General features: G+C 44.1%; 28 protein-coding genes and 2 pseudogenes. 19 read left to right on the plus strand and 11 right to left on the minus strand.

The features are described 5' to 3' along the window. Nucleotides 1–35: 35 nt before the first annotated feature. Nucleotides 36–1,487: a catalase KatE2 gene (gene katE2 / locus AC3CHU_RS17515; RefSeq protein ID WP_488526050.1), complete on the minus strand. Its 1,452-nt coding sequence runs from the start codon at nucleotides 1,485–1,487 to the stop codon at nucleotides 36–38. 200 nt (nucleotides 1,488–1,687) lie between these two features. Continuing rightward, nucleotides 1,688–2,854, minus strand: a pseudogene (locus AC3CHU_RS17520) (glycerate kinase). Between the two features lie 422 nt (nucleotides 2,855–3,276). Between AC3CHU_RS17520 and yiaK the strand changes: the two are divergent. From yiaK to AC3CHU_RS17585, 13 genes are all read left to right on the plus strand, one after another. After that, nucleotides 3,277–4,278 (plus strand): 3-dehydro-L-gulonate 2-dehydrogenase, encoded by a 1,002-nt coding sequence (gene yiaK, locus AC3CHU_RS17525; RefSeq protein WP_488526051.1) that lies wholly within the window; start codon nucleotides 3,277–3,279, stop codon nucleotides 4,276–4,278. 24 nt (nucleotides 4,279–4,302) lie between these two features. Next, nucleotides 4,303–4,791 carry a TRAP transporter small permease gene (locus tag AC3CHU_RS17530; protein WP_114634598.1) on the plus strand — a complete coding sequence of 163 codons (489 nt, stop codon included), beginning with the start codon at nucleotides 4,303–4,305 and terminating at the stop codon, nucleotides 4,789–4,791. Then, a complete protein-coding gene (locus AC3CHU_RS17535; RefSeq protein WP_017108910.1) occupies nucleotides 4,791–6,071 on the plus strand; it encodes a TRAP transporter large permease subunit in 1,281 nt (426 codons plus the stop codon). The genes AC3CHU_RS17530 and AC3CHU_RS17535 overlap by 1 nt, the downstream gene beginning before the upstream one ends. 21 nt (nucleotides 6,072–6,092) lie before the next feature. After that, entirely contained in the window at nucleotides 6,093–7,067 is a 975-nt protein-coding gene (locus tag AC3CHU_RS17540) for a DctP family TRAP transporter solute-binding subunit (protein WP_488526052.1), read from the plus strand. Between the two features lie 95 nt (nucleotides 7,068–7,162). Beyond that, nucleotides 7,163–7,873, plus strand: coding sequence for an L-ribulose-5-phosphate 4-epimerase (locus AC3CHU_RS17545; RefSeq protein ID WP_017108909.1), 711 nt, complete (start codon nucleotides 7,163–7,165; stop codon nucleotides 7,871–7,873). Between the two features lie 10 nt (nucleotides 7,874–7,883). Next, nucleotides 7,884–8,747, plus strand: a complete 864-nt coding sequence (locus AC3CHU_RS17550; protein ID WP_488526053.1) for a Cof-type HAD-IIB family hydrolase — start codon at nucleotides 7,884–7,886, stop codon at nucleotides 8,745–8,747. Between the two features lie 49 nt (nucleotides 8,748–8,796). After that, on the plus strand, nucleotides 8,797–9,285 hold the full coding sequence (locus tag AC3CHU_RS17555) for a NanQ anomerase/TabA/YiaL family protein (RefSeq protein WP_488526054.1): 489 nt from the start codon (nucleotides 8,797–8,799) through the stop codon (nucleotides 9,283–9,285). Beyond that, nucleotides 9,285–10,778, plus strand: coding sequence for an FGGY-family carbohydrate kinase (locus AC3CHU_RS17560; protein WP_102307576.1), 1,494 nt, complete (start codon nucleotides 9,285–9,287; stop codon nucleotides 10,776–10,778). The genes AC3CHU_RS17555 and AC3CHU_RS17560 overlap by 1 nt, the downstream gene beginning before the upstream one ends. Continuing rightward, nucleotides 10,771–11,478 carry a 3-keto-L-gulonate-6-phosphate decarboxylase UlaD gene (locus tag AC3CHU_RS17565; RefSeq protein ID WP_488526055.1) on the plus strand — a complete coding sequence of 236 codons (708 nt, stop codon included), beginning with the start codon at nucleotides 10,771–10,773 and terminating at the stop codon, nucleotides 11,476–11,478. Before AC3CHU_RS17560 ends, AC3CHU_RS17565 begins: the two co-directional genes overlap by 8 nt. Nucleotides 11,479–11,485: 7 nt before the next feature. Beyond that, nucleotides 11,486–12,244: an IclR family transcriptional regulator gene (locus AC3CHU_RS17570; RefSeq protein ID WP_017092758.1), complete on the plus strand. Its 759-nt coding sequence runs from the start codon at nucleotides 11,486–11,488 to the stop codon at nucleotides 12,242–12,244. 9 nt (nucleotides 12,245–12,253) lie between these two features. Beyond that, nucleotides 12,254–13,123 (plus strand): L-ribulose-5-phosphate 3-epimerase, encoded by an 870-nt coding sequence (locus tag AC3CHU_RS17575; protein WP_102307574.1) that lies wholly within the window; start codon nucleotides 12,254–12,256, stop codon nucleotides 13,121–13,123. 10 nt (nucleotides 13,124–13,133) lie between these two features. Then, nucleotides 13,134–13,457 carry a hypothetical protein gene (locus tag AC3CHU_RS17580; protein ID WP_009845890.1) on the plus strand — a complete coding sequence of 108 codons (324 nt, stop codon included), beginning with the start codon at nucleotides 13,134–13,136 and terminating at the stop codon, nucleotides 13,455–13,457. A gap of 89 nt (nucleotides 13,458–13,546) precedes the next feature. Continuing rightward, nucleotides 13,547–14,746: an MFS transporter gene (locus AC3CHU_RS17585; RefSeq protein WP_488526056.1), complete on the plus strand. Its 1,200-nt coding sequence runs from the start codon at nucleotides 13,547–13,549 to the stop codon at nucleotides 14,744–14,746. Nucleotides 14,747–14,931: 185 nt separating this feature from the next. On the opposite strand, the gene AC3CHU_RS17590 is transcribed toward AC3CHU_RS17585, so the two are convergent. The 3 genes and pseudogenes from AC3CHU_RS17590 to AC3CHU_RS17600 all read right to left on the minus strand — a co-directional run bounded on the left by AC3CHU_RS17590 (nucleotide 14,932) and on the right by AC3CHU_RS17600 (nucleotide 16,186). Beyond that, nucleotides 14,932–15,069, minus strand: coding sequence for a hypothetical protein (locus AC3CHU_RS17590; protein ID WP_017072598.1), 138 nt, complete (start codon nucleotides 15,067–15,069; stop codon nucleotides 14,932–14,934). 248 nt (nucleotides 15,070–15,317) lie between these two features. Next, nucleotides 15,318–15,530, minus strand: a pseudogene (locus AC3CHU_RS17595) (ribulose-phosphate 3-epimerase); the annotation flags it as partial. Nucleotides 15,531–15,586: 56 nt separating this feature from the next. Next, the gene (locus AC3CHU_RS17600) at nucleotides 15,587–16,186 is read right to left on the minus strand and encodes an HAD family hydrolase (protein WP_488526057.1); all 600 of its coding nucleotides are present in this window, start codon (nucleotides 16,184–16,186) and stop codon (nucleotides 15,587–15,589) included. A 246-nt stretch (nucleotides 16,187–16,432) separates the two neighbouring features. On the opposite strand from AC3CHU_RS17600, the gene AC3CHU_RS17605 reads away from it, so the two are divergent. Then, nucleotides 16,433–16,642, plus strand: a complete 210-nt coding sequence (locus AC3CHU_RS17605; RefSeq protein WP_488526058.1) for a hypothetical protein — start codon at nucleotides 16,433–16,435, stop codon at nucleotides 16,640–16,642. A gap of 194 nt (nucleotides 16,643–16,836) precedes the next feature. On the opposite strand, the gene AC3CHU_RS17610 is transcribed toward AC3CHU_RS17605, so the two are convergent. From AC3CHU_RS17610 to AC3CHU_RS17635, 6 genes are all read right to left on the minus strand, one after another. Then, nucleotides 16,837–17,718, minus strand: coding sequence for an L-ribulose-5-phosphate 3-epimerase (locus AC3CHU_RS17610; RefSeq protein WP_488526059.1), 882 nt, complete (start codon nucleotides 17,716–17,718; stop codon nucleotides 16,837–16,839). Between the two features lie 8 nt (nucleotides 17,719–17,726). Continuing rightward, the gene (locus tag AC3CHU_RS17615; RefSeq protein ID WP_009845897.1) at nucleotides 17,727–18,374 is read right to left on the minus strand and encodes a 3-keto-L-gulonate-6-phosphate decarboxylase UlaD; all 648 of its coding nucleotides are present in this window, start codon (nucleotides 18,372–18,374) and stop codon (nucleotides 17,727–17,729) included. Between the two features lie 4 nt (nucleotides 18,375–18,378). Beyond that, nucleotides 18,379–19,200, minus strand: coding sequence for a pyridoxal phosphatase (locus tag AC3CHU_RS17620; RefSeq protein WP_017092751.1), 822 nt, complete (start codon nucleotides 19,198–19,200; stop codon nucleotides 18,379–18,381). A 110-nt stretch (nucleotides 19,201–19,310) separates the two neighbouring features. Then, nucleotides 19,311–20,009, minus strand: a complete 699-nt coding sequence (locus AC3CHU_RS17625; RefSeq protein ID WP_488526060.1) for an L-ribulose-5-phosphate 4-epimerase — start codon at nucleotides 20,007–20,009, stop codon at nucleotides 19,311–19,313. Nucleotides 20,010–20,019: 10 nt separating this feature from the next. Continuing rightward, complete coding sequence (locus tag AC3CHU_RS17630) at nucleotides 20,020–20,487, minus strand: PTS sugar transporter subunit IIA (RefSeq protein WP_488526061.1); 468 nt, start codon at nucleotides 20,485–20,487, stop codon at nucleotides 20,020–20,022. A gap of 66 nt (nucleotides 20,488–20,553) precedes the next feature. After that, on the minus strand, nucleotides 20,554–22,374 hold the full coding sequence (locus tag AC3CHU_RS17635; RefSeq protein WP_488526062.1) for a PTS ascorbate-specific subunit IIBC: 1,821 nt from the start codon (nucleotides 22,372–22,374) through the stop codon (nucleotides 20,554–20,556). Nucleotides 22,375–22,714: 340 nt separating this feature from the next. On the opposite strand from AC3CHU_RS17635, the gene ulaR reads away from it, so the two are divergent. From ulaR to AC3CHU_RS17660, 5 genes are all read left to right on the plus strand, one after another. After that, on the plus strand, nucleotides 22,715–23,470 hold the full coding sequence (gene ulaR, locus AC3CHU_RS17640) for an HTH-type transcriptional regulator UlaR (RefSeq protein ID WP_488526063.1): 756 nt from the start codon (nucleotides 22,715–22,717) through the stop codon (nucleotides 23,468–23,470). Nucleotides 23,471–23,590: 120 nt separating this feature from the next. Continuing rightward, the gene (gene ulaG, locus AC3CHU_RS17645) at nucleotides 23,591–24,658 is read left to right on the plus strand and encodes an L-ascorbate 6-phosphate lactonase (protein WP_017072609.1); all 1,068 of its coding nucleotides are present in this window, start codon (nucleotides 23,591–23,593) and stop codon (nucleotides 24,656–24,658) included. A gap of 64 nt (nucleotides 24,659–24,722) precedes the next feature. Beyond that, entirely contained in the window at nucleotides 24,723–24,965 is a 243-nt protein-coding gene (locus AC3CHU_RS17650) for a hypothetical protein (protein ID WP_102387940.1), read from the plus strand. A 137-nt stretch (nucleotides 24,966–25,102) separates the two neighbouring features. Beyond that, the gene (locus AC3CHU_RS17655) at nucleotides 25,103–25,558 is read left to right on the plus strand and encodes a helix-turn-helix transcriptional regulator (protein ID WP_488526064.1); all 456 of its coding nucleotides are present in this window, start codon (nucleotides 25,103–25,105) and stop codon (nucleotides 25,556–25,558) included. Continuing rightward, nucleotides 25,491–26,324 (plus strand): AraC family transcriptional regulator, encoded by an 834-nt coding sequence (locus AC3CHU_RS17660; RefSeq protein WP_488526065.1) that lies wholly within the window; start codon nucleotides 25,491–25,493, stop codon nucleotides 26,322–26,324. The genes AC3CHU_RS17655 and AC3CHU_RS17660 overlap by 68 nt, the downstream gene beginning before the upstream one ends. Nucleotides 26,325–26,362 lie beyond the last annotated feature (38 nt).

Here is a 26,362-nt window from a genome sequence, read left to right on the forward strand (position 1 = left end):
CAACGGCCTTTCATTTAACTAATCAAACTTATTGATTACGACTTAAATTCACTCACGTCGATTTCAAGCAGTTTACCAATGCCTTCACCGTAAGCTGGATCGGCTTTATAACAGTGTCTTAAGTGACGCAGTTGAATCTCTTTAGGCACGCCACCTAAGTTACGCGCTGTGTTATCAAACAGAATCGTTTGTTTCTCTGGCGTCATCAGACGGAACAGGTCACCCGGTTGCGAGAAGTAATCTTCATCTTCGCTATGATCCCAGTGTGCCGCTGCGCCATCTAAGTTCAATGCTGGTTCTGCAAAGTCTGGTTGCTCTGCCCATTGGCCTTCGTTGTTTGGCTCATAGCCAAGTGTGCTACCAAAGTTACCATCGACACGCATCGCACCATCACGGTGGTAGCTGTGTACAGGACAACGAGGTGCGTTCACTGGGATATGCTGATGGTTAACACCCAAACGGTAGCGCTGTGCATCACCGTAAGCAAACAAGCGACCTTGCAGCATCTTGTCTGGCGAGAAGCTGATACCTGGAACTACGTTCGCCGGGTTGAATGCCGACTGCTCAACTTCTGCGAAGAAGTTTTGCGGGTTACGGTTCAATTCAAACTCACCCACTTCAATCAATGGGTAATCGGCATGTGGCCAGATCTTAGTAAGATCGAACGGATTGTAAGACACTTTCGCCGCGTCCGCTTCTGGCATCACTTGTACTTTCAGTGTCCATTTAGGGAAGTCTTGGTTATCAATGCTATCTAGCAGATCACGTTGATGACTTTCACGGTCATCACCGATCACTTGTGCCGCTTCTGCATCAGACAAGTTCTTAATACCTTGCTGAGATTTGAAGTGGAATTTCACCCAGAAACGCTCGTTGTCTGCGTTAATAAAGCTGAACGTGTGGCTACCAAAACCGTGCATGTGACGGTAAGTAGCAGGAATACCACGGTCACTCATCACGATGGTAATTTGGTGAAGCGCTTCAGGTAAAGAAGTCCAGAAATCCCAGTTGTTCTTCGCACTGCGCATATTGGTGCGCGGGTCACGCTTAACCGCATGGTTTAGATCTGGAAACTTAAGAGGATCACGAAGGAAGAATACTGGCGTGTTGTTACCCACCATGTCCCAGTTACCTTCTTCAGTATAAAACTTCAATGCAAAGCCGCGGATATCACGCTCAGCATCGGCAGCGCCACGCTCACCCGCCACCGTTGTAAAACGTGCAAACAGGTCGGTCTTTTTGCCTATTTCAGAAAACAGTTTTGCCTTGGTGTATTTGGTAATGTCGTGCGTAACAGTAAATGTACCGTAAGCGCCTGAACCTTTCGCGTGCATACGACGCTCTGGAATGACTTCGCGGTCAAAATGCGCCATCTTTTCTAAAAACCAAACATCTTGAAGAAGTTGAGGACCGCGCTTACCCGCAGTTTGAACATTCTGGTTATGAGCAACAGGACAACCCGCAGCCGTAGTTAGTTTTTTACTCATGATCTATTCCTTAAGGTCCAAAGGTGCAGCAATAGTGAGTGCACCTTGATATTTATGCTGGCTTCCTTTCAAAAGCCCCTAAAATACTATGGATATAGAATAGACCTCTAATGGCATAAAATATAATCGTTTCTATTTATCGTTATAATCTATAAAACCTATTAATCGGCCAACTTAGAAACAACGATGTGATGCACTGATTAGCTAAGTATCTTTCTTCCTAGCTTGAGCGTCGCTGCTATATTTCTTGCCGTTCTGGTTAGATTCATTTCGGCCTATTGCAGTACCTGATTGAGTGGTTGAGGAGAACGTACCGTTCCAAACAAGCTGCTCATTTCACCATATAAGGCTTCGACTTCAGTACCTAAAGATCCTGCAATTCCTATGGTTGGAATACCTTGTAAGCTCGCACGTTTAGCAATGCCATAAGGTGTTTTTCCTTGCAGAGTTTGGTTGTCCATTTGCCCTTCGCCAGTGATCACAAGGTCGGAACCTTTCAACACGTCATCGGCTTGTAAAACATCCAGTACCATCTCGATACCAGGTTTGATCTGCATATTGAACAGCAAACCAAGCCCCATCGGTGTGCCACCAGCTGCGCCATAACCGGCACGCTCTTGTACGGGTTCACCACCAACACAACCTTGCGATTCAGCAACTTGAGCAAAATTCGCAAGCGCCTTATCAAGCATTAAGACTTGTTCAGGCGTCGCCCCTTTTTGTGGACCGAATATATGGCTGGCGCCGTTATCACCACACAATGGATTATCAACATCGCACGCCACAATCAATTCGACATCTGTGTAGCGCGAATCTAGGTCGGTAAGATCTATTGATGCGAGTTCTGCAAGTGCAGCACCACCTCGGCCAAGCTCTTGTCCATTCCTATCGAGTAAGCGCCCACCTAGAGCTTGAACAATGCCTGCACCACCGTCGTTGGTCGCACTGCCACCCAATCCAAGAATGATGGTTTGAGCACCCTGCTCTATCGCTTCCAAAATCAACTGCCCTGTGCCGAATGAAGAAGCAATCAAAGGATCGCGCTGATCTGGCGTCAGCAAGTCCAAACCAGACGCGGCAGCTATCTCAATCAAAGCCGTTTGATTTGGGTTCTGAGCAGACGGTTCTAACATCGCCCATTCAGCACTAACCAACTCACCCAATGGCCCTTCAACTTGATGTGTTCGCTTTTGTCCGGCTAAACCTTGTAGCAATACATCGACCGTACCTTCGCCACCATCGGCCAGAGGTAAGGTCACATAGTCAGCGTCTGGGAAGATTTCACGAAAGCCCTTTTCAATGCACGCCGCCACCGATACAGCCGATAAAGATTCTTTAAACGAGTCTGGTGCAATAACAATTTTCATAGAGGTTGATCCGTAAGTGTTACCAATGAGCTTAAAAAAGAGAAATCACACCAAATAGTATAAAAGCTCCCTAATTAGTGCGCCCCAAAGCTGCCATTTGTTGTGACGTCCCTTTTAGTTTTGACGACGGTAAAAGCGAGCTCCGTAAAGTTACTGTTCCTTAATATCTCCACATTTTGCAAAGTTGGCACGAAACAACAATCAATTGACCACAGATATTTGATTGAAATCCAATATGGATCACACCATTTGTTCCACATTACGGAATTTATCAGTCTTTTTGTTTCACTTTTTAACCAGTTAACAGTTATTAGAGAAAAACTTAATAAGGAAATATTTCGTAACTTTGCTCACAGAATATTTTCGGAATAACAGCAATAATTCATTCCGTATTATGGAATTCAACTTATCGGAGAACACAGATGCCTTTAGTATCAACTGAAAAACTACAACAAGAATACGAACGAATCCTTTTGGCTCGCGACATGAAACCAGAAATGGCAACCAAGCTTGCGGCTGGTTTTGTTGAGATGGCAAACGAAGGTACTTACTCGCATGGCATCAACCGTTTTCCAGTGTTCATTGACCAAGTAGATAAAGGTCAAATCAAATTAAATGCTGAACCTGAATGCGTTAACAGCATGGGTGCTCTAGAGCAATGGGATTGTAACTACGGCCCTGGCGTTCTTAACGGCCTTATCTGTGCAGAACGTGCAATGGAATTGGCTCGTGATTACGGCATTGGCATGGTCGGTATGCGTAACTCAAACCACTGGATGCGTGGCGGTGCTTACGTATTGAAAATGGCACGTGAAGGTTTTGCAGGAATTGCGTCAACAAACTCAATCGCAGTAATGCCTGCTTGGGGTGGTAAAGATCACCGTATTGGTTCAAACCCTCTCATCATGGCGGTTGCGGGCGATCCACCCGTAGTTGTTGACTGTTCAATGAGCCAATTTTCTTACGGCCAGCTACAAAACTTCGTACTTGCTGACAAAGAACTACCTGTTGTTGGTGGCTTTGACAACGAAGGTGAACTCACTAAAGACCCACATGTACTTTGGGAAAACAAACGCCTACTTCCAATGGGTTTCTGGAAAGGTTCATCAATGGCAATCGTACTAGACATGATTCTAACGGCAATCACTGGCGGCCACTCAGTACCAGCACTAACTGAAGATATGGGTGGCGAGTTTGGTGTATCTCAATTCCTTATCGCTATCGACTTAAGCAAGACAATGGATCAAAGCACTTACGCACAAGAGATGAAGCGCATCCGCGATTACGTACTTGAGTCAGAGCCTGCAGAAACGGGTTCAGTGATGATTGCTGGTTCTGAAATTGAAAACTTCATTAAGAAACACGAAGCAGCTGGCGGCATTGAAATTAACGATGGAATTTGGGAACAAATTACGTCTCTGTAATTAGCCAAAGGTAGGGAAAGCGTTATGCAAAGTGTATTTAAGAGTATTTGGAAAAGTATCGATGTCATCATGGCAGTTATTCTGTCTTGCATGATTGCTCTCGTGTTTACAAACGTAGTTTTACGCTACGGCTTTTCTTCTGGTCTTCGTCCCTCTGTAGAACTATCTCGCCTTGGTCTTGTATGGATTGTCATGCTCGGTGCCGCCGTTGTGCTGCGCCGAGGTGAACACCTCGCGGTTGCGGAATTTTCTGAACGATTATTTCCAAAAGCAGTACCCGTACTAAGACGTATTTGTTGGGTAATCGTCTTGATCTCAGTAGGCATGCTTTACGTCGGTTCATACCGTCAAATGATGTCTAACTGGTCAGATATTTCTCAACTTACAGGGCTTCCTTCAGCATTATTTTACTTAGCTGGTGTGGTGTCAGGCTTGTTAATGGGTGTGATTGCCTTTGTGCGAATCTTCAAACCAGACTGGCAGCTAGATAACTTAGAAGAGGAGAAAGAATAATGACGTTAGCCATTTTCTTATCGGTATTGATTGTCTCAATCTTACTTGGTCTTCCTGTCGCATTTGCACTGTTGTTGTCTTCAATGGCATTGATGCTTCATATGGACTTTTTTAGTGCCGACATTCTTGCGCAGTCTTTAATTAATGGTGTCGACAGCTTCACTCTGCTTGCCATTCCATTCTTCCTCATTGCGGGCGAAGTAATGGCATCGGGAGGCTTGTCACAGCGTATTGTTCGCCTAGCAACCACGTACGTGGGACACCGTCAAGGTGGCTTGGGTTACGTTGCTATCATGACTTCGGTACTGCTTGCTGGCCTTTCTGGTTCAGCTGTAGCAGATGCAGCAGCCTTGGTCAGTATTCTTTACCCAATGATGAAAGCAGCGAAATACCCAGAAGCACCTTCAATGGGCTTACTTGCTTCAGGCGGTATCATCGCACCCGTTATTCCACCTTCAATCCCTCTGATCCTTGTAGGTGTTGCTGGCGGTATCTCGATCAAAAACCTATTTCTAGGCGGCATCGTTCCTGGCCTGTTAATGGGTATGACATTGATGTTTGTGTGGCGCTGGACAGTTCGCAAAGAAAACCTAGCGACATCAGAAAAAGCGACAAAAGCAGAAAAACGCGCAGCACTTAAAGATGGTGTATGGGCCTTAATGCTGCCAGTCATCATCATTGTTGGTATTCGCTTCGGCATCTTTACACCAACAGAAGCAGCTGTAGTAGCCGCAACTTACGCAATCTTCATCTCTACGTTTGTGTACAAAGAGCTCTCGATTAAGAAGTTCTATCACATCGTACTGAACGCTGGTCGCTCGACCGCAATGGTTATGTTCTTGGTGGGTTGTGCAATGGTTGCAGCGTGGCTAATTACTGTTGCTCAGCTTCCTCAACAACTCGCAGAAATGTTAGGTCCACTGGTGGATAGCCCACGCCTATTAATGGCAGTAATTATGTTGCTCGTACTTTGTGTCGGCATGGTTATGGACTTGAGCCCAACGATTCTAATCCTTGTACCCCTTTTAATGCCTGTCATCAAGATGGCTGGAATTGACCCAACGTACTTCGGCCTACTGTTCGTTATTAACTGTTCAATTGGCTTGATTACGCCTCCTGTAGGCACCGTACTAAACGTAGTGTGTGGTGTAGCGAGAGTACCAATGTCGACCGCAGTGAAAGGTGTATTGCCCTTCATCGCTGCTTACATGGCTCTGCTCACACTGTTTGTCATCTTCCCAAGCATTATCACTGTGCCAATGTCGTTTGTCATTGGTTAATCCTCGACGGAGAAAATAATAATGAAAACCCTACTAAAACTTACTTTACTCGCTTCGACTATCGCAATGAGCTCTAGCGCTTTTGCCGCGACGACTCTAAAACTGGCGCACGCTGCACCAGAGTCGGATTTGCAACAAGACCTATCTTTGTTCTTTAAGAAAGAAGTAGAAGCTCGTTCAAACGGCGAAATCAAAGTAAACGTCTACCCACAAGGTCAATTGGGCAGTGATAAACAGATGATTGATGGTTCACGTGCTGGCATCGTTGATATAGCGATGGTTGGCTTGAACAACTACAACGGCCTAATGCCTGAATCAGCAGCCTTTACTCTGCCGTTCATGTTCCCAGACCGTCAAACAGCATACAAAGTACTTGACGGCGAACCGGGTAAAGAAGTGCTAGCGAACTTTGAAAAATTCGGCCTTAAAGGTCTTGGGTTCCCTGAAAATGGTTACCGCAACATGACCAACAACGAGAAACCTATTCGTATTCCTTCTGATGTTGAAGGCCTACAAATGCGTGTAAATGGTTCTAAAGCTCTAAACGACATGTTCAACGAACTAGGTGCTAACCCGCAACAACTTCCAGTATCAGAACTCTACACAGCACTTGAAACCGGCGTTGTTGACTCTCAAGACCACCCAATTTCTGTAACGCTATCTTTCAAGTTTGACGAAGTACAAAAATACCTAAGCCTTACACAACACGCTTACTCACCACTCGTTCTAACAATGAACCTACGTAAGTTCGACAAGCTAACGGAAGACGAGCAAAAAATCATTGAAGAAGTTTCTGCTGAAGCGGTTGCAATGCAACGTGAGCTAAGCATTGAAAAAGAAGACAAGATGATTGCTCAACTAGAAGCGAACGGCATGCAAGTAAACCGTGACGTTGATGGTGCTGCTTTCCAACAAGCTATCCAGCCTGTTTGGAGCGCATACATCAAGAAAAATGGCGATGTGATGATCAACAAGATCAAGCTAGCAGCTAAGTAACGCGATTGAGTGAGATTGCCTAGTTCTCTTTTTAGCTGGGGAATTTAGCTAGGCAATCCGCTCGTCATTCACTCAATACAACATGGGCAAACACAATGTCTCAAGAACAAAAAACATACCAAGAATTAAAAGAACGCGTGTTCGCAGCAAACTTGCAACTTCCTAAATATGGCTTAGTGACTTTCACTTGGGGCAATGTCTCTGAAATCGACCGTGAACGTGGCGTGATTGCAATAAAACCGTCAGGTGTTGAATACGATGTAATGACGGCAGATGACATCGTTGTTCTCGATTTAGAAGGCAACCGCATTGAAGGCAAGCTGAACCCTTCAAGCGACACGGCTACGCACATTGAGCTTTACAAAGCCTTCCCAACCATTGGCGGCATCGTTCACACACACTCTCGTAACGCAACAATTTGGGCACAAGCCGGCCGAGACATTCCAGCGCTGGGAACCACACACGCCGATTACTTCTACGGTGATGTACCTTGTACTCGCCTGCTAACAAAAGCTGAGATTGAGTCGGATTATGAGAAAAACACAGGCTTAGTGATCATCGAAGAATTCAACCAACGTGATATCGACCCACAAGCAATGCCAGGTGTCATCATCGCAGGCCACGCACCATTTACATGGGGCAAGGATGGTTCAGATGCCGTGCACAATGCAGTGGTAATGGAAGAGATTGCAGCCATGGCAACAGCCACTCGCGCTATCAGTCCAGAAGTAGCGATCCAACCTGAGCTGCTAGATAAACACTACAACCGTAAACACGGCAAGAACTCATACTACGGACAGAAGTAAGGCCTCGCACATGCATAAGTCATCACCGCATAAGTCCTATAAACATACATTGGATAAGCACAAGCTATTGGCGTTAGATCTCGATGGGACGGTGCTCAACTCGCAGCACACGATTAGCCAAGAGTTAGTCGAAGCCATCAAGCAAGTCGCTCAACACACTCATGTGGTTATCGTTACGGGTCGCCATCATGTCGCGGCAAAACCTTATTACGATCTGCTTGGTTTATCGACTCCAATAATTTGTTGCAATGGCACTTACATCTTTGATTACCAGAACGATACGGTCATTCAAGAAAACGCAATCGACAAAGAAATTGCGGCTGAGTTTATCACCCTATCTCAAACTCATGATCTGAAGATGGTGATGTATGTGCGTGATGCAATGCTCTACTCGAGAGCACGCCCTATTGAATACATGGAAACGCTACTGACGTGGTCTCAAACCTTTCCAGAAAGCCAGCGACCAAACATTCAAAAGGTCGACGACTTCCAACATGAAGCACAAATTTCAGAGTATGTGTGGAAGTTTGTCGTTGAAGGTGAAGTAAACACATTCGCAGAGATTCCTTTTGTGAAAGAGAACTTCAACGGCGAACGCTCTTGGATTGATCGTGTCGATTTCGCAGCAACAGGTAATAGCAAAGGTAATTCATTGACTCGCTATATTGAGCCGCTCGGTATCAGCCTAGAGCAGTGTGTAGCGATTGGTGATAACCACAATGACATTTCGATGCTTAAAGCAGCAGGACTTGGCATCGCAATGCAAAACGCAGATGACACCGTAAAAAGCTCAGCCAACCTGATCACGCCTAAAAACAATGACGATAAGACAGGGTTAGCGACACTTTTACAAGACCTATTTAGTGCCCATTAATTTAAAGCATCGGCTTTATTAAGCTGTTTATATTTAAAGAGAATTTTTTATGTTAGTCGGAAATACTCAACCTACGCAGATCAGTAAGTCGTACCCTGTCGTTATTCAAAACGTGCTTGAGTACTTGAACAGTCTCGACCAAGAAAAACTCGCATTAGGTCGCCATGAACTGCCAGGTTTTGATTCAAAACAGGCATGGTTTGTTGTATTGGAATATGACAAAGAGCCTCTAGGAAACTTCCAACCTGAAGTCCATAAATACCATTCTGACTTGCAGATCATTCTCGAAGGTTCTGAAGTGATGGCATGGGCTGTAGACACTGGCGAACACAGCAACGCACAACCTTATAACCAAGAACGTGACCTTCAGTTTTACGAATACCCAGGGATTGAACTCAGCTTCATTCATGCAAAACGCAATCAATTTTATTTATTCACGCCAAATATCGTGCACATCACCAATATTGAAAATGATGACAGCCAACCGGTAAGAAAACTGGTGGTGAAGATTCACAACGATTTACTGGAAGCCAAATAATGAATTACTACATTGGAATTGATTCTGGCGGCACTTTTATGAAAGCCGCGTTGTTTAACGCAAAAGGTGAACAACAAGGTCTTGCCCGCGTATCGGCCAGCGTCATCAATGACAAACAAGGTTGGGTAGAACGCGACCTAAACGCTCTTTGGGGAAATGCGGTCGACGTTATTAAACAGCTTTTAGAGACCACAAAAGTAGAACCAACCTCTATCAAAGGCTTGAGCATTTCAGCCCAAGGCAAAGGCGTTTACCTTCTTGATAAAGAGGGACAAAACCTCGGCCACGGCATTATGTCTTCTGACTCTCGCTCACTGCCTATCGTTAAAGAATGGCTAGAACAGGGTAAAGCACAAGAGATCTACCCAACCACACTGCAAACACTGTGGACAGGTCACCCTGTATCGATTATTCGCTGGATCAAAGAAAACGATGCCGAACGATACAACAACATTGGCGCAGTGATGATGTCTCACGACTACCTTCGTTATCGCTTAACGGGCGAAGTGGCTGCAGAGCTCACCAATATTTCAGAAAGTAATTTTTTCAACTCCATCACTGGTGAGTATGACAAAGCACTTTTGGAAACCTTTGGCATTGAAGAAGTTTGGGATGCGCTACCACCCGTTGTAAAACCTCAACAGCAAGCAGGGAAAATCACTGCGGCCGTTGCCAACGAAACCGGACTAGCAATAGGTACGCCGGTGTTCGGCGGTTTGTTTGATGTGGTATCAACAGCGATCTGTTCTGGAATCAACTCTTCTGAAGATACTCTGAATTACGTGATGGGCACATGGGCGGTCACGTCTGGCATATCAAAGCAAGTAACGCAAGAAAGCCATAATTTTGTTTACGGCCATTACGCCGTCGATAACGAATACATCATTCACGAAGCGAGCCCAACTTCTGCGGGTAATTATGAATGGTTCGCCGACTACCTTGGTGAAAATGGCGAGCTTAACCACCAGCAAAACCAAGCGTTAGTCGAAGCATTAGATCCGGCATCAAGCAGTATCTACTTTGTGCCATTCCTTTACGGTTCAAACCAAGGGCTTGGCCTAAAGTCAGGCTTCTATGGCCTGCAATCGCACCATACTAAAGGGCACCTAGTTCAAGCCATTTGGGAAGGCATTTTATTCTGTCACAACATTCACCTAGAACGTATGCGTCAGCGTTTTCCAAAAGCCAACACACTAAAAGTGACAGGCGGCCCTGCATCTAGCCCTGTATGGATGCAAATGCTGGCTGACCTTACCGGCATGACCGTTGAAATATCAGACGTGGATGAAACCGGCTCATTAGGTGCCGCAATGATGGCAATGGTCGGCGCAGGTGAGTTCGCTTCATTAGCAGAATGTACTCAAGCCATCACTAATTCTACGTCACGTGTCGAGCCGAACCCTGAACACTACGATATATACCAAAAGAAATATAAGCACTATCAAAGACTGGTGCAGTTGTTTAAACAATTTGAGGATGAAATAGATGCCTAGCACCGTATTAAAACCATCTAAATCTTTATTAGAATCATCTAAGCCCCTGTTCAAATCACCGAAGCCGTTGCTACAAATGGCACTGGATGCCACTGATATCGACACGGCATTAGCCTCAATAGAGCATGTTGCAGATAAGTTAGATGTAATTGAAATCGGAACGATTTTAGCCTTCGCCCACGGCGTAGATAGCGTAAGAATCCTACGAGAAAAATACCCAAATCACATTATTGTCTGTGACATGAAAATCACCGATGCCAGCGCCATTTTAACGCGTCTGGCGATGGATGCCGGCGCTAACTGGGTAACAGTAAGTGCAGCAGCACACATCGAAACTATTCGTTCAGCGAAGAAAGTAACGGATGAATTCGACGGCGAAGTGCAAATTGAGCTGTATGGACACTGGACAATGGAAGATGCGCAAGCTTGGGTCGACATGGGCATTAAACAAGCAATTTATCACCGCTCACGTGATGCCGAGCTCGCAGGTGTGAGCTGGACCGAAGAAGATTTGATAAAAATGCAGAAATTATCGGATATTGGAATTGAACTATCCATTACTGGTGGTATTGTTCCTGACGATCTGCATTTGTTTAAGAATCTGTCTGCAAAATCGTTTATTGCTGGCCGAGCGTTAGCTGGTAGCAATGGACGTGACATCGCAGAAAACTTCCATACTGAAATAGGTAAACACTGGTAGCACATATATGAGTGAGCAAATTAAATCGTTGTCTAAAGCACTGACCGTATTGGAATTCCTTGGGAATTATCCTAATGGCGTTTCGCTACAAAAAGTGTCTGAAGGGACTGGCTTCAACAAGTCATCTGTCCACCGTATTTTAGCAACGTTTGAAGCCTCTGGTTATGTTGCTCAAATGTGTTCAGGTAAAGAATATCGCTTAACAATGAAGTTGGTTCAGCTTGGACACGCTGCTATCAACTCTGATGTCACTGGCACCGTTAAGCCATACCTATCTGAGCTACTCGACGATGTGAATGAAACGGTTAACTTCCTCTCTTTTGATGCTGACAACATCATTTTTAAAGACAAGTTTGAACCCGTTAATTCTTCCTTTAGAACTCGAACCTACGTAGGGCTGCATTCTCCAATGTACTGCTCAGCGGCAGGCAAATGTTACTTAGCATTTAGCTCTGACAGCGTTCGAGAAACCTATTGGAAACGCAATGTCAGCACAATGAAGCCGTTAACTGAAAACACGATTCTCGACAAGTCTCAGTTTTTTGGTGTTCTCGATAAAATTAAGAGCCGTGGCTATGCGCTCGATGATGAAGAGAACGAAGCGGGTATTTCTTGTGTTGCTGTCCCTATTTTTGACAAGAACAATTCTCCTGTATACGCGGTTAGCGTGTCTTCGCTTACGCCAAAAATGAAAGCTCTCGGCTACGAAGAAATTGCTAACAGAATTCAAGACATAACAACGCGTATAGAACAACAACTCTTTTAAGGAAAAAGAATGTTTGATTCTAAAAACAAATTCAGATTAGGTATTTACGAAAAAGCGATGCCAACCACCCTTACATGGGAAGAGCGTTTGATTCACGCCAAAGAAGCTGGCTTCGACTTTGTAGAAATTTCAGTGGATGAAACCGATGAGCGCCGCGCTCGTTTAGATTGGTCAGACGACGAAATTTATGAGCTTCGCCGTCTATGTGAAAAGCACCAAATGCCTTTCCAATCAATGTGCCTAAGCGCACACCGTAAGTTTCCGTTTGGCTCAATGGATGATGCTATTCGAACTGAATCGCTGATCATCATGGAAAAAGCGATTTCGTTGGCTTACAAGCTTGGTATTCGCTGTATTCAAATGGCGGGCTACGATGTGTACTACGAGCCGCAATCGGCTGAAACTCACGCTCGCTTCATTGAAGGCATGCAGCAAGCCACCAAAATGGCAGAACGCGCAGGTATCATGCTAGGTGTAGAGATCATGGATACTCCGTACCTCAACTCATTGAGTAAATTTGAAGTGCTTAAGCGTGAAATCCCGTCACCTTACTTTATGGCTTATCCAGATGTCGGTAATATTTCTGGTTGGAACTACGACGTGTGTACCGAACTAAAGCTAAGCCGTGATCACCTAGTACAAGTGCACCTAAAGGACACACTGCGAGTTTCAGAAACCTGCAAAGGTCAGTTCCGAGATCTTGTTATAGGCGAAGGCCAAGTCGACTTCCCAGCTATTTTCAAAACACTCGCTGAAATTGATTACAGCGCGCCATTAGTGATTGAAATGTGGGCTCAAAATGACAACTGGTTCGAAGATATCAAACAAGCAAAAGCAACGTTGAAATCTATCGCTAACCAATCTGGCTTTGAACTGTAAGGAAACGACCATGACAATTTTTCGCACCGCTTTTTTTGAAGCCGATTTAACTGAAGAACAAAAGCAAGACTTCTACCAATACATGGAAAACGAAGTCGCGCCTATTATTCGCACATTTCCGAATAACCAAGGGCTAACGCTGAACAAGCCTGAGGCGATTGAAGCTGAGAGCCATAAAAACCTACTGCTGATGATGCAGCACAGCTACGAGAACGAGTCAGCAATGGCTGCTGCTTTAGATTCTGAGCAACGAATCAAAAGTATGCATGCGACCAAAGTGATTATTGAGAAATACAACATTCATGTTCATCACATCAATTTTGTTCGTGATTAACAGCTTAATAGGCAATACACCGTAAAGTCTCAATCGAAAAGCAGAAGATCATCTTCTGCTTTTTTTATCGCTATCAATAAGGAATCACTATGAGAGTATTCCCGTTAAAAGATGCCCCACTGGTCTTACTGTCTCTGATCTTTTTTATCTGGGGTTTAATTACCGTTTCAAGTAACTCGCTAATTCCACATTACAAAGAAGCTTTCTCTCTCGATTATAAAATGGCAATGCTATTTCCCATGGCCTTTTTTATCACCCGAATTACGGTGTCGCTTCCAACGTCATTTGTCATGGCAAAAATTGGCTATAGAACTACGCTGAAGTTCTGCTTGATCTGGTGCCTTCTGGGCTGTCTAGCGATGGCATATTTAGTACGAGGAGAAGAGCTTGTTCCAACACTCATCGGGATCTTATTGATGGCCTCAGGTGTGTCAGCAATTCAAGTAGTGAGTTCACCTTACGTATCACTTCTCTCGACACCCGATAAGAGTGTTATACGCCAAAGTGTAGCAACAGCATCTAACTCCGTTGGCACTGTGCTTGGTCCGCTAGTGCTTACCGCTGTCATTCTTGTGGCAGCAAGTTTTAACGTCGACAACACCGCCCATCAAGTTTCGTTTCTGTTCTTACTCATCACCCTGTTCTTTTTCGGCTTACTGGTATTTTTTAGCAAAATGACGCTTCCAGATATCAAACCAAAACAGATGACTGGCTTTTGGCGAGGGTTAAGGCTTCTAATTAAAAATCAGCAGTTTATGAAGTTAGCGTTGGTACTGTTGCTGTACATCGGTGTAGAGGTCAGTTTTGGTACTTTTACTATTGCGTATCTTGCCGACCAGCAATATGGCGACCTTGGTTTGGTCTTCGCAACACAGATCATTGCTCTTTATTGGGTATTAATGTTTGTTGGAAGAGTGTTATTCGCCAAGTTTGGAAACACTATAAACAAGCACTATCTCTTCTCATTGTCTTGCGTTATTGCAGCTTTGATTAGCGCCGTTGCGGTCTATCAAAATTATGTTTGGGTTGGCTATTTGATGCTTGCCGTAGGGCTATGTAATTCTGCGCTCTACCCTATCATTTACGCACAAGCGCTACATGCCTCAGGTAAACAAAACTCACAAGGGGCAGCAATTCTCATTATGTGTTCAATTGGAGGTGTTGTTTTGCCATTTGTGCAGGCGAGTTTGATCGATGAACTATCACTGAGCACGAGTTATATTGCGCCCACATTAGCGTATGTATTGATGATAGTTTTGTACTGGTCTAGCTTAAAGCATCGTATTTGAGCTAATTGAAGGAGCGCACTAAAGCAAAGCACTTCAACAAGTAATAGATAACTGGTTTAGCTAGGAAATCGGCCAGGAAGGCCTAGTAGGTATAAAATAGGTTACTGCTATTTCAATGTTAAGTCGTATCAGTGAATGGTGATTCACCATCACTGATCACAATTAACGTCGGTTTATCTAAGAGATTAAACCCAAGCAGAAGCAACAAGTAGGATGATTGCACCCATAAGAGCCGTCGATTTTGCAAAGAAAAGAACTTCGTTCATTACAGAAGGTTTTACCAATACTTGGCTGCTTTCATTTGTGATTACTGTAGCATTCATTCTTCATTCTCATCGTTATGTGATCTTAGGTTGATTTTGCGCCATTATGTGACCAAAGTCAATGTCATGTGTAGTTTTATTACACAAAAATCTTGCCGTGCGGTTGATAAAAACTGATGAATTTAAAACGTTCAAGTCTTGTTTACTTTTGCATACCCTTTCTGAAAATTAACTTTTATTGAGCACAAAAAAACTCGAAGCCTCCATAACGGAGCACTTCGAGCCTATGTATAGCTGATGATTAGAACTTATTTCAATTGAGCTAACTCAGATCTCATCGCACCAATTGCCCGCTGATAGTCTTCACTATCAAAAATAGCAGACCCAGCAACGAACATATCGGCCCCCGCTTCAGCTATCTCTTTTATGTTGTTAACTTTCACACCACCGTCGACTTCTAAACGAATATTTCGACCTGATTCATTAATGCGCGTTCTGATTGAACGCAACTTATCGAGGGTGCGATAAGATATTGTTCCATTTGTTTCCTAGTTATTTTTGTATCGTTAAATTCTGTTTAGCTCGCAGGAACAAACTTAGTTATCTGTCCGTTTTCAACCATGTAGCAATCCATGCCTGCCGATGTCGCTGCGTGCTGACCAATGATCGTATCTTCAAACACCACACAATCGCTCGGGTCGAGCTCTAACTGGCTAGCAACTTTCAAAAACGTATCTGGGTTTGGCTTATGATTCTCTACGTCATCCGAAGTCACAATCGTGCGTATCATTGATGGGATGTCGGTCGTCTTTAGGATTGCTCTTGCATGTTTTGCCTGAGCGCCAGTGCCGATACCTATCTTTTTCAACTGATACTGTTGCTGTAAGAGTGCATAGGTTTCTGGAATAACATCCCCTTTGTGCTCAATAGCCTCAAAGTTAGCGATTTTGTCCGAAGTAATTTGTTGAGCATCAAGGGCTAGATCATAACGCTTGAGGATCTCTTGAGTGACCTTTCGTGATGGCATCCCACCAAGTTGATCCAACCACTCTTTTTCGTAGGGAATATCAAACTTCGTGCAAGTCTGTTTCCATGCATGGGCGTGCGCCACCATAGAATTGACCAACGTTCCGTCGAGATCAAAAATAATTCCTTTATATTTTTCTAACTTTGGCATCCTCAATCTCTCATATTGTTTTGAGACTCATACTACTAATCACCATACATAAAACCTATTCATGATCGCCTTAATATGATCTTATTCAACAATCCGACAATTAAACGAAGTGATGCAATAAAAGCCGTTGTTTTACTATTGAAATCATATTTTGAGCACATCTCACCCATTTTTACTTAAACCAAGTAGAGTTGCATAAATTGAAGATGATATAGTCCACGAAAATCAAACATCTTGGACATCATCATGCACTCTAGCGACATCATTAAATTGGCAAATTTGGGCGTAAACATCGAAATTACAAAAGAGTCTTCATTACATCCTTCAGACGCGTTAGAAGTAGTAAAGATTGTTGCTGAAATCGGTAGCCAAATCACCATCAAGAAAAAGTACCACACAGACTACCTAGTTCAGATGGCTGAAGTAGGCCGTGACCATGTGACGATTGTTGTTTAAACATCGCTTTTTCTAAACACGATTTGTTGGGAAGCAACAAACTATTTAGAAGAAAAAGCAAAGCATCACATAGCTATAAAAATGCAGCATATTGGGGGCAATATGCTGCATTTTCTCTTCCTATTCTGAGCATGTAGAACGCGAAGAGAAACTGGCTAGTCGTTGATAGCGACGGGTTAGTTAGTAACGACTGGTCAATGGTCGAACAATATCGGTACGCCCGTTTGAACACAAACCTCATTCAAACGCTTTTGCGCCGTGAGAATATTCTCTTTCCAACGCTCATCCTGGGCCCACATCTCAATCACGAGTGGTACAACGCACTCAGTCTCTTTCAACGTTTCAAAAATTGCGTTGAAGTCCACTTCACCGTCACCAATAACCAGATCTCGGAACTGCCCTTTGTACTCATCCGTTACTCGATAAGTGTCTTTGAGATGAATTTGAGTAATACGAGGTTTACTCAGCTTCAGCTCAGTCACGATGTCATAGTTCCAGCCAGAGATGTTGCCAACGTCAGGGTATGCCGTGAAATAAGGTGAGTTTATCTCTCGACTCAGCACTTCAAATTTACTCAAAGAGTTTAGGTAATCAGTATCCATGATCTCGACAGCAAGCATAACGCCCGCTCTTTCGGCCAATTGCGCTGAAAGCTTCATGCCTTCAATGAACCTCTGATGGGTCACCTTATCCGCAGGCTCGTAGTAAACGTCATACCCAGCGAGTTGAATGGTACGAATACCTAATTTGTAAGCCAACGAGATCGCTTTCTCCATATGGATAACAGCTTGCTCGCGAATCGCAGGATCTGCTGAACCAAATGGGAACTTACGATGCGCGCTTAAACACATGGATTGCAGCGGTACGCCGTGCTTTTCACAAAGGTGACGCAAGGCATAAACCTCTTCGTCATCCCAATCTAATCGACTGCGACGCTCGTCTGATTCATCTACCGATATCTCAAGAAAATCAAAGCCGAGTTCTTTGGTTTGCTTAAGTTTATCTTCCCAGCTGAGTTCGTTAGGTAGGGCCTTTTCATAAAGCCCTACACGGTGGCGTAACAGGTTTTGATACATAACGCCTCCTAGTTCCAGTAGCGATCGATCTGAGCTTTTAGCGCTTCTGCTGTCTCTTTACCTTTGTCGCCTGCAAGTGCGCGGCCTGCGATAAAGGTTTTCGCTTTAATGCCTTCAAATAGGTAAAGGTCTTCAGGCACGATGCCACCTGTGATAGAAAGCTCGATGCCCATTTCAGACAATGCACGCATCTTCACGAGATCTTCTTCTGTCCAACCCACACCCGCTAATTCAGCGTCACGAGAACGGTGGTAAATCGCTTGTGAAATACCTAGGTCGACCCAAGATTGAGCGTCATCCATTGTCCAGTTACCATAAATTTCGATTTGGATTTCACCGTTAAATTCATCAGCGACTTTCTTACATGCACCAATGGTTGCGATGTGTGCAGCAGCAGAAACGGTAATCCAATCAGCGCCCGCTTCGAATGCCATACGAGCCAAAATAGCACCGCCATCGGTGGTTTTCATATCGCATACAAGGATATGGTCTGGGTGGTTTTTACGAAGCGTAGAAACCGCCGTCATGCCTTCTGCGAAAGCCAAAATAGTGCCCACTTCAATCACATCAACAAAGCTCTCTACATTGTTTGCCACTTCAATTGCAGCAGGAAGGTTTGTTTGGTCTAGGGCAATCTGAATCATTGGTTTAGTCATGTTGTTATCCTTTAATTTGTTCACGTATTAGACGGGCTAAGCCATCATGGTTGTTATCTGTTGAGCACACGCATTGAACGTGTGACTTAACGATGTCATCAGCATTGAGCATCGCTACGCCTAATCCGGCGTACTTGAGCATGGATATATCGTTATGGTTATCACCGACGGCAATGACGTCATCGGCGTGATAACCGAGTTCTGCGATGTATTCAGCAAGGCGTAGGCCCTTACTGTTACCTTTCGCAGCAAAGTCGATTCGGTTTGACCAAGAACGCTCACCGTTGAAGTTCTCTTCTATCCATGGGTGTTGCATTAAACGGTCTACTGAGTCTTGGCTACCTTCCACCACAAACTTCCAAACGTGTTCGGCTTGCTGAGCCGTTTCAATGAATGATTCCACTTGGTAAATTTGAGGGCGATGTTGCTCTGGTGCCGTTTCTGCCCAACTTTCCAATGCCAACATGTAGGCAAATGGGTTGTAGTGTGAGTACGTCATGGCATGCGTGATGTACATGACCATTTTGAGCTGAAACTCATCTGCCATATCGATGAAGGTCAGCGCTTTATCTTTATCTATCGCGTTTTGAGTCAGTACCGTTTCAGTTTGATAGTCATAAACATAAGTGCCGTTACAGCAAATGATTGGCGTATCTAACCCCAATTCGTAGTAATAAGGTCGTGCTGCTGTGTGGTGTCGACCAGTCACAATCACGACATGACAACTTTGTTTGGCTTCTTGGATCGCCTTTTTCAGTTCTGGATGAATCGTGTGATCATCCTTTAACACGGTTCCATCGAGATCTAACGCCAGCACTTTATACATAGAGTCCTCTCACTTATTCCCTGAAGTCGGGCCTAATCAATATTGAAACTACTTAGAGCCGAAGCTCGTTAAACGGCTTACTTAAACAGCCTACTTAAACGAAAGCCGATTTACTGTTGGCCGTAATAAGCATTTTCACCGTGCTTACGTAAGTAGTGTTTGTCGGATAGTTCTGGCTGAATTTTGATGCCGCTATTCAAGGTGCGCGTTGCCAACGCCATTGCAGAAACTTCTTCTAATACCACCGCGTTGTGAACCGCATCGTTGGCGTCTTTGCCCCAAGAGAAAGGTGCATGTCCTGCAACAATCACGCTTGGAACGGCCATTGGATCCATTCGACGCTGCTTGAACTCTTCAATGATCACCAAGCCAGTATTTTTCTCGTACTCTTCAGCAATTTCAGAGTGAGACAATCGACGTGTACATGGGATGTCACCGTAGAAATAATCAGCATGAGTGGTGCCCAAGGCTGGAATATCGATACCCGCTTGCGCCCAAATTGTGGCACTGCGTGAATGCGTGTGAACAATGCCACTGACCTCAGGGAAAGCTTTGTAAAGCTCTAAATGAGTTGCGGTATCACTTGAAGGATTGAGTTTCCCTTCAACAATGTTGCCTTCTAGATCGACGACCACCATATCTTCAGCTGTCATATCGCAGTATTCGACACCTGATGGCTTAATCGCTATCACGCCATTAGTACGGTCAAACTCAGAGACATTGCCCCAGGTGAAAGTCACCAAACCGTACTTAGGAAGCTGCAAATTGGCGTCTAAGACACGTTGTTTCAATTGGCTATATTTAGACATAATTGCCTCCTTACGCGGCTTCCGCTTGCAGCAGTGCAGCATCAATTAAACGCGCCACCTCTTCAGGGCTTTTACATGCGCGAAGTTTTGAGAAGTCTTCATCAAATTCAATCAAATTGGCGACTTGCATCGTGCCTTCGATGTGTTCTTCAGAGTCTTTACCCGCCAGCGTGATCAGAACATCAACAGGTTCATCAACACCTTCAAAAGTAATCGGCGTTTCAAGCACGGTTAACGCAAAACCAGTGCGAATCACGCCATCCTCAGGACGGCAATGAGGCAACGCGAACGCGTCATGAATACAGATGTAAGGGCCTTCTTCACCGATTGCCTTGGTAATCGCCTCGTAGTAACGCTCTTCAGCAATTCCTGCCTTGACCAATGCGTCAGTACCGAGCTTAATTGCCGCTTTCCAATCAACTGCTTTTGCGTTCAGTAGGATAGAGTTATTCTTGATAAGAGATTCTTTTAAGTTCATGTTATTGCTCACTTATATAATTGTTTTTATTGGCTCAGCAGTGCGATACCACTGAGCCATTTATCATTATTTGTGGAAGTTGTTCTCGATGATGGAAACCAGTTCGTCGCCGAAAGTTTTCACCATAATCATGTTCTTAACCGCTAACTGTTGCTTACCTTCCGGCAGACCCGTGATCTTCGCTGCCAAAGCAACCGAAGTAACGATGATGTCGAATGAACCAAGGTGCGATTTGTAATCGGTGATAGCGCTGTTAAAGGTCGAACTTGGGATGCCTTTCTTGTCCAAGTACTCTTTGATTTTCTTAGAGCACATCATTGAAGAACCTTGTCCTGAACCACAGCACACTAAGACACGAACCGGTTTCTGGTCAGCCGCCGATACTCTAGACTCTGTTGTTGTGGAAACCGATGGCGCTTCAGCGGTTGCTGTCGATTGTTGTGGTGCTGCAATTTCAATCTCAATGCCTTCTGGCGTTACTGCTGTCATTGTTTCAGCTTGTTTTTCCGCGTCTTCTTCTGCTCGTAGTTGTTTAGAAGCGAAGAACATGTAAACACCAGCCAAAGCTAAAATCCCGAAGAAGAACATATTAGAACTAGAGATACCTTGCATAATTGGCGGGAATACCAGAGCCCAATCAGCCATGCCCATCCAGCCATTAAACTCAGTACCCGATTGAGCGAAGATGTTGATTGCCCAAGCAGAACCGACAACTTCGATAATGCCCATCACGAAACAGATCTTCATGACGGCTTTCCAACCACCGAAGTGGTTCGCAAATACACCGATAGTGGCATTCGAGAAGAACATTGGGATGAAGCCAGGAATGATCATGATAGGAGCATCAAACGCTAACATCGCAAGAACCGCTGTGAATTGACCAACAGCGCCCCACATGAAACCGAATACCATTGCATTTGGAGAGTATGCGTAGATAGCTGCACAATCGATTGCTAAAACAGCATTAGGAATAAGACGTTGAGAAATACCGTTAAAGGCTTCAGATAACTCCGCTACGAACATACGAACGCCCGTCACGATAACTTGAATAGCCACTGCGAATTTCAAACCAGTTTCGAAAATGTAGATAAACCAGTGCGTTTTGCCTGCCATGTCTTGAAGGTTATCAAGACCAAATGAAAGAAGGATAATGCCGAAGAAAGCAGTCATGACTAACGTTGTTGCTGCAATGCTATCGTGGAAAATGTGTAACCATTTAGGCAGTTTGATGTGATCAACACTGTCATTTTTGTCGCCAAGCTTTGGTGCAACTTTGGTCGCTACCCATGACGCAAACTGTTGTTGGTGACCAATAGAGAAACCCGCCCCACCCGTAACTTCTTGGGTAGGTTTGAACATGATGTTCGACGAAATACCCCAGTACAATGCCATCAATATTGCTGAATAAATGATGGTTTCCCACATACCTGCACCAAGCACGAAGTAGAAAACGGCAATGAGGCCAGCTTGTTGGAACATGATATGTCCCGTAAGCATGATGGTTCTGATACCAGTGACACGACGGAAGGCAACAAGAAGAATGTTTAACCCAAGAGCCAGCAATACGGCATATCCAACCCAAGAGTAATTGTCACCCATGGTTTCCATAGTCGACATCATAGAGGTGTACGGGTCAATAACAGACCCCGTTAATCCATGAATCTCACTCATTTTCTCAATAACCGGTTTGAAACCTGCTACCAATGTTCCTGCACCTACCTGCACTATCATGAAACCAACGATGGTTTTAATAGAGCCGGAGATAATAGTTGTTGCGTCACGCTTGAGTAGAATGTAACCCAGACAAGTAACAAGACCGAGTAGCAATGGTGCTTTGGTCATTACCTGACTGTAAAAAATATAGAAAATATCATATAAGAATTCCATATCTTTACCCCTGATTAATTTTTAATTTTAATGGTATGTAGGATGTGATGATGTCTAGTTTTGCTCACGAACTAGACTTTACCAATCAAAAGTAATCATTCAATGCTCACTTGTGATTACTTTGATTTATATCAATTAACCACACCCAGAATGTGCCTAATTGAGCTTGGGATCACACATAAAAACATCAATTTCCATAAAATCAACAGCTTATAAAACATTGTGATTGAAGTCTGATTTTTATAGCGATGTAGTTTGACAATCACGACGGTGATTATTAGAATCAAAACAAATCAAAAGTAATCATCAAATTGTCACAACGACATAAAGAGTGATAAAAATGAATGAAGTACAAAGACATAACGGCATCTTGTCGCTATTAGAAGATATGCAGACAATAAACGTCTCACATATCATTGATAGATTTAGTGTTTCACCTGCTACCGCAAGACGTGATATCGCTAAACTAGATGAAGTTGGCAGGCTGAGAAAAATTCGAAATGGTGCAGAACGAGTAGAGACTCAAAAGAGAAAATGGTCACCACTCAATATCAACAGCACTGAGTTCTATGAAGAGAAAGCGGAGATTGCACAAGCAGCCGCAGGGCTCTGTGACGCTGGCGATACAATCGTGATCAACTGCGGCTCTACTGCTTTTCTACTGGGCCAGCAATTATGTGGCGATGACGTTCAAATCGTAACGAACTACTTCCCACTCGCAAGCTATTTGATCAACGAAGATCATGACGATGTCATCATCATTGGCGGTCAATACAACAAAGCACAGAACATCTTTCTAAACCCATCCCCTAATTCATTAGGTGGCTACGCTGGAAACTGGATGTTTACCTCAGGCAAGGGTTTAACTGACGCAGGGCTGTATAAAGCTGACATGTTAACGGCTGTGGCCGAACAACAAATGCTAGAACAGGTCGATAAACTTGTTGTCGTGGTCGACAGTTCAAAAGTTGGCCAACGTACTGGAATGCTATTTTGCAACACCAAACAAATAGACATAGTCATCACAGGCAAAAACGCTAATCCAGAAGTCGTAAAACAGATTGAATCTCAAGGGACGCAAGTCATCCTAGTTTAAATCGCAGGGCAGACTAGCCCACAAATAATAATAAATTCAGCTCAGTGCCTTAATCCAAATTAAGGCGCTCGGCGCCCTACATCCAAAATTAATCAAATTAGTGAAATAAAAGGTATTATCATGAGCAATGTAAACGAAATCACTCGCGAGTCTTGGATCCTAAATACATTCCCTGAGTGGGGTACATGGTTAAATGAAGAGATTGAACAAACAGTCGTGCAACCTAATACGTTTTCTATGTGGTGGCTTGGTTGTACAGGTATTTGGCTAAAATCAGAAGGTGGCGCAAACCTATCAATGGACTTCTGGTGTGGTACTGGTAAAAAAACTCAAGCAGTTCAAAAAATGAAAAACCAGCACCAAATGATGCGAATGGGTGGCGTTGAGGCACTTCAACCTAACCTACGAACTGCAATCTTCCCATTGGACCCTTTCGCTATTAAAGAGATCGATGCAGTTATGGCATCTCACGATCACGGCGATCATATTGATATCAACGTTGCGGCAGCCGTTCTACAAAACTGTGGCGATCACGTTAAATTCATTGGTCCTAAAGCGTGTGTTGATTTATGGATGAAATGGGGTGTGCCAGAAGATCGTTGTGTTATCGCGAAAGTTGGCGACGAGATTAAGATCAAAGACGTGAACATCAAAGTTCTAGACGCATTCGACCGTACTGCACTTGTGACACTGCCTGAAGGCACTTCTTCTTTAGATACCGAGATCTTAGGCGGCATGGACGACCGTGCAGTGAACTACTTAGTAGAAACTACCGGCGGTTCTGTTTACCACTCTGGTGATTCACACTACTCAAACTACTACGCTAAACACGGTAACGACCACAAGATCGACGTTGCACTGCTTTCTTACGGTGAGAACCCACGTGGCGTGACTGACAAAATGACGTCTTCAGACATTTTACGTGCCGCTGAATCTTTGGATTGTGAAGTCGTGGTTCCTTTCCACCACGATATCTGGGCTAACTTCCAAAACGACCCACGTGAAATTGAAATGCTTTGGAACATGAAGAAAGAACGTCTGCAATACGGCTTCGCACCTTTCTTCTGGCAAGTCGGTGGCCGATACACTTACCCTACAGACAAAGGCCGCATGCACTACCAACACTTCCGTGGTTTTGCAGATATCTTTAAAAATGACCCAGAACTGCCATACCGCGCATTCTTGTAATTAGAAAATCAACCACAGAGGGAGCATGAGCTCCCTTTTCTTTATCTACTAAAATGGAATTTTTATGTTGTTGCGCGAATTTAAACATCACTTCAAGCGTGGTGATCTAGAATCAGCCGTCGCCGTTAACTCTCCGAATAATGATGGTTATTATCTAATGGTTCGAAGCAGTAAGTGGGGAGTAAATAGTTTCTTAGAGTCTGACAGAAAGCTGAAACCAAGAGTGTTCAAAACCCAACAAGCTCTGCTTAATGCTGCAAGATCAATTGGCTTCAATCATCAATCAGTCGATATGCAAAACCTCTAGAGCCTTCTGAACCCCCAGTTCATCACATGATCCCCTTTGTCCATCTCACCTTTACACTGTGAATATTGAAACTCTGTTTGGATAGGTTAGGCTCTCTGTCTAATATCAATAACAAGCCAAGACAGGCGAGCAAAGCAATGAAAGTTGACTATCAAAAACGGCTGATTCCCGTTATCCGTTATCTAGAAAAACGCTTTAATGAGCCATTAAACCTGCCAGAGGTAGCGGCGTTAGCCAACTTTTCACCCTACCATTTCCATCGTACTTTTAAGGCCGTTCAAGGCGAGACCCTTGCTGATTTCATCAGGCGATTGAGGCTTGAAGCGGCAGCCAATGATCTCTTCAAATCCAAAAAACCTATTATTAACGTCGCATTGGATTATGGCTTTTCATCGTCTCAGAGCTTTGCCAAGGCATTCAAACAACACTTTGGTGTTACACCTAGTGCCTTTCGTGATTGCGAAGATTACCAAGCATTCAGCGAGTTAACTCGAAATAGCAAGATTGGACACTCATTGCGCAAGAATGGAAACGATGCAACTGACGGCAATTCATATACTAACTCCGAACTTTCAACATGGACGTACTTTTAAGGCCGTTCAAGGCGAGACCCTTGCTGATTTCATCAGGCGATTGAGGCTTGAAGCGGCAGCCAATGATCTCTTCAAATCCAAAAAACCTATTATTAACGTCGCATTGGATTATGGCTTTTCATCGTCTCAGAGCTTTGCCAAGGCATTCAAACAACACTTTGGTGTTACACCTAGTGCCTTTCGTGATTGCGAAGATTACCAAGCATTCAGCGAGTTAACTCGAAATAGCAAGATTGGACACTCATTGCGCAAGAATGGAAACGATGCAACTGACGGCAATTCATATACTAACTCCGAACTTTCAACATGGAGTATGACAATGAAAACACAACAATTTGAAGCATCGAAACTGGCGTATGTACGAGTGACTGGCCCCTATGGACAAGGTTATGAAGAGCCAAGCGGTCGTCTTTATCAATGGGCAGAAATGAAAGGACTAGCGAGTAATAGTTGCATCTTTATCTATCATGACAATCCAGAAATCACTCCAACAGATAAGTGCCGAACAGACATCTGCTTGATGGTTTCAGACGACACTGAAGTGCCAAGTGGGATCGAATTAAAAGATTTCCCCGGTGGGCAATATGCGGTGATGAGACAAACGATCACCGAAGTCGGTCAATATGCAAAAGCATGGGATGATTTAATGAGTAACGTCATTGAATCCGGCATTGAAACCGAAGACCGACCTTGTTTTGAGCTCTACCACAGCTACGACCCGCAAACTCACCATTCAGACGTCAGCTTCTGTACTGCAATTAAGTAACAAGAGTAAATACAATAACAAAGCCTACTTCGCGTAGG

Source organism: Vibrio sp. QJM3NY_39 (assembly GCF_057785895.1).